The 3,290-nt window shown below is 43.9% G+C and carries 3 protein-coding genes; all 3 read left to right on the top strand.

Going from position 1 to position 3,290, the window contains the following annotated elements; all coding sequences use genetic code 11:
* Window positions 1-283: 283 nt before the first annotated feature.
* Genes AB3112_RS09885 through AB3112_RS09895 form a run of 3 tightly spaced genes read left to right on the top strand, consistent with a single transcriptional unit; the run spans window position 284 to window position 2,828 of the window.
* Window positions 284-1,021 (top strand): ABC transporter ATP-binding protein, encoded by a 738-nt coding sequence (locus AB3112_RS09885; RefSeq protein ID WP_084973259.1) that lies wholly within the window; start codon window positions 284-286, stop codon window positions 1,019-1,021.
* On the top strand, window positions 999-2,168 hold the full coding sequence (locus tag AB3112_RS09890) for an ABC transporter permease (protein WP_367334403.1): 1,170 nt from the start codon (window positions 999-1,001) through the stop codon (window positions 2,166-2,168). The genes AB3112_RS09885 and AB3112_RS09890 overlap by 23 nt, the downstream gene beginning before the upstream one ends.
* A 9-nt stretch (window positions 2,169-2,177) precedes the next feature.
* Window positions 2,178-2,828 (top strand): TetR/AcrR family transcriptional regulator, encoded by a 651-nt coding sequence (locus AB3112_RS09895; RefSeq protein ID WP_057909910.1) that lies wholly within the window; start codon window positions 2,178-2,180, stop codon window positions 2,826-2,828.
* The last annotated feature ends 462 nt before the right edge of the window (window positions 2,829-3,290 follow it).

The following is a 3,290-nucleotide window of genomic DNA, read 5'->3' on the forward strand; positions in this document are numbered from 1 at the left end:
ATGAAGATAATCTCCTCTACTCATTTAAGTCATCCCTCAAACAAAAATGCACTCCAACTCTATCCGAGTCAAAGCGCATTTTAATCCAGACTATCGCTGGTAAAAAACAACATCATTAATGGCTTCCTTGACAGACTCTCTGGACTATTTAAAGGACTTAATTTTATTGTCATTATACGTGAGGCTTGAAAAAAATGCAATTTGTGAGTTGACACTCACTTTTTCTGATGTATACTTGAACTATAAATGAGTTAGCACTCACTCACAAAAGGAGGATCAGCTTATGGACGCAGTTGTGACAGTTTCACACGTTAATAAAAGCTTTAACCACAAGCGAATTTTACACGATGTTAATTTAACCGCTTCGACCCACGAGATTTTGGGGTTAATTGGGCCATCGGGAGCTGGAAAAACCACGATTATTAAAAATATTATGGGAATGGAAGAACCGGACGATGGCGATGTGACCGTTTTTGGCCAACCGATGCCGAACCGAAAAGTGTTGCAGCGGATTGGCTTTATGGCTCAAGAAGACGCCTTGTACAATAACTTGACCGGCCTGGAAAATCTCAAGTTCTTCGCGCAATTATTTGGGGTTCAAAAAGACCAGCTTAAGAAACGCATCGACTATACTGCCGGCATTGTCAATCTGAATCAAGATTTAGACAAACGGGTCAGCAATTACTCCGGTGGAATGAAGCGGCGATTATCGCTGGCAATCAGTCTGATTCAAGACCCCGAACTGCTCGTCTTGGATGAGCCGACCGTCGGAATTGACCCGGAACTTCGCCGCCAGATTTGGGATGAGCTTCGCAAATACGCTGAGGACGGCAAGTCAATTATCATCACCACCCACGTCATGGAAGACGCTGCCGAGTGTGATGAACTGTTGATGATTCGAGAAGGTCACGTCATTACTCACGGATCTCCAAGCAGCCTTGAACAGCAATTTAACGTTGATAATTTGGAACAAGTCTTCTTGAAAGCGGGGAAATCAAATGCGAATACTGACAATCACTAAACGAATTTTCGTTGAAATGCTTCGTGACAAGCGGACGCTGGCGCTGATGTTTATCGCCCCACTGTTCATCCTGTCATTGATGTATTTTCTCTTCCAATCAAACACCAATACGGTCGCCGATGTCGGCACATATAACGTCTCAAGTTCTGTTATTCGAGCAATCGACAATAAACATCTCAAGACCCACGAGATGAGTAGCGACGTCTCGGCTAAAAAAGTCATCCGAGATAAGGACTACGCCGGCTTCATCAAAAAAGAAAATGGCAAGCTCATCGTCACGTACCAAAACGCCGATCAAAATAAAACCGCCATCATCAAGAAATCAGTTCAAATGGCGTTGGTTAAAGTTCAGATGAAACAACTGGTGACGGCCACCAAAAAGTCAAAGGCCGGCTTGATCAAAATGCAAACGGCCCTTCAGCAAATTAAAAAACAGCTGCCGGCCTCAATTGGAAGTCGAATTCCGGCGGCTGCAGTCCCTCAAAACGCTTCAAAACCAACTAATTTAAAATTAAGCCAACACTACCTCTACGGTAAAAGCAACTCGTCGTTCTTTACGACAATGCTACCGGTCTTTCTCGGCTTCATGGTTTTCTTCTTTGTCTTCTTAATTTCTGGAATCTCGCTGTTAAACGAACGAAACTCCCGAACCCTGGACCGCTTGCTGGCAACCCCGGTTAAGCGCAGCGAGGTCATCTATGGCTACCTGACCGGTTACGGTGTCGTGGCGATTATTCAAACAGCTGTCATCACACTGTTTTGTATCTATGTACTGGGAATTGAAATTCTCGGCAGTATCTGGGTCGTCCTGCTGATCTGTTTTGCACTGGCACTCGTGGCGCTTTCGATGGGGTTGTTTGTCTCGACGTTTGCTGCTTCGGAATTTCAGATGGTCCAATTCATCCCAATTGTCGTCATTCCCCAAATCTTCTTCTCCGGGTTGATCCCGGTCGCAAACATGGCCGGTTGGCTGCAAGTCATTGCCCACATCATGCCGCTTTACTATGGTGCCAGCGCATTAACCGATGTGATTCAAAAACAAGCCAGTTTATCTGCAGTCATGCCACAATTTTCTGCTATACTAATCTTCTTAGTAGTGTTTGTTGTCTTGAACATGATCGGGATGCGTAAGTATCGGAAAGTGTAGGTGAGTAGCATGTCTTCAACGCCAATTGAATCATTTTATTCGGAAGATATCGACTCGGCGACGGATTTACCGCAAAAACAAAAGCAGGTTCTTAAAGCCTGCTTGGAACTCTTTGCCTCCAAGGGGTTTGAGTCAACGACGACGGCAGACATCGCGGAAAAAGCCGGCGTTAGTCAAGGAACGGTCTACAAACGTTTTAAAACAAAGGATCAACTACTCCATGCCGTTGTCCAACCACTGTTTTCCAAAACCATCCCCAGAGCCGCAAAAGAATTCGCTGAAGATATTCGTCAGTTCAAATATGACAGCTTGGCTGATTTCTTAAAACCGACTCTCATGAATCGACTCACGTTTGGAGCTGAAAACAAGCAGGTCATCAAAATTCTTTTCATGCAGGCGGTTAATGACCAAACATTACTGGCCGAATTGATTGGCCCGGTGAAAGATGTTTTGACCAACACCATCCCTGTTGTTCTCGACGAGTTAAAAAAGCAGCACCTATTGGTTGACTGGGACACCCCGCGTATCATGGAGTACGTCCTTTCAATCGGAGCCGGCTATGGTGCCCAAATGGTTTTGTTCGATCGCAAGTTCGATTTGGAACACATCATCGACCAAGCCGTCGAGTTCTTAGTCAAAGGTTTATCTCCAGAAAAATAAGTTATTTTTCCAGAATGGTTGACAATTATTAAAATAACGACTAGTATTATCACTAAATTTTAATGCTAGTAAATTAAAGCTCTGAAGAGAAGAGTACTTAATGAACGGGCCCTTAGAGAATCCGGTTGGTGAAAAAGGATGGCCTGCGAGTTAACGAAGATGAACTCTGAATAGCGACTTCAAGTTAACGCTTGAATTCCGGGTGCGACCGTTACATCGCCGAGTATCGATGTCTGGTACTTTCAGAGGTATTGTTTGTGAAAGCAATACAAATTCAGGGTGGTAAAGCGAAGCATTCGCCCCTCCGTCAGATTAATTCTGATGCGAGGGGCGAATGCTTTTTTGCATCTAAAATGGCAAACCAATTTACAGCATTAAAAATAAATTAAATACTTTATCTAGGGAGATTGATGACATTATGGCAAAAGTTGAAAGTTTTACATTGGATCACACAAAGGTAAA

The sequence above is a fragment of the Lentilactobacillus sp. genome, from assembly GCF_040773105.1.
Taxonomy (GTDB): Bacteria; Bacillota; Bacilli; order Lactobacillales; family Lactobacillaceae; genus Lentilactobacillus; species Lentilactobacillus parabuchneri.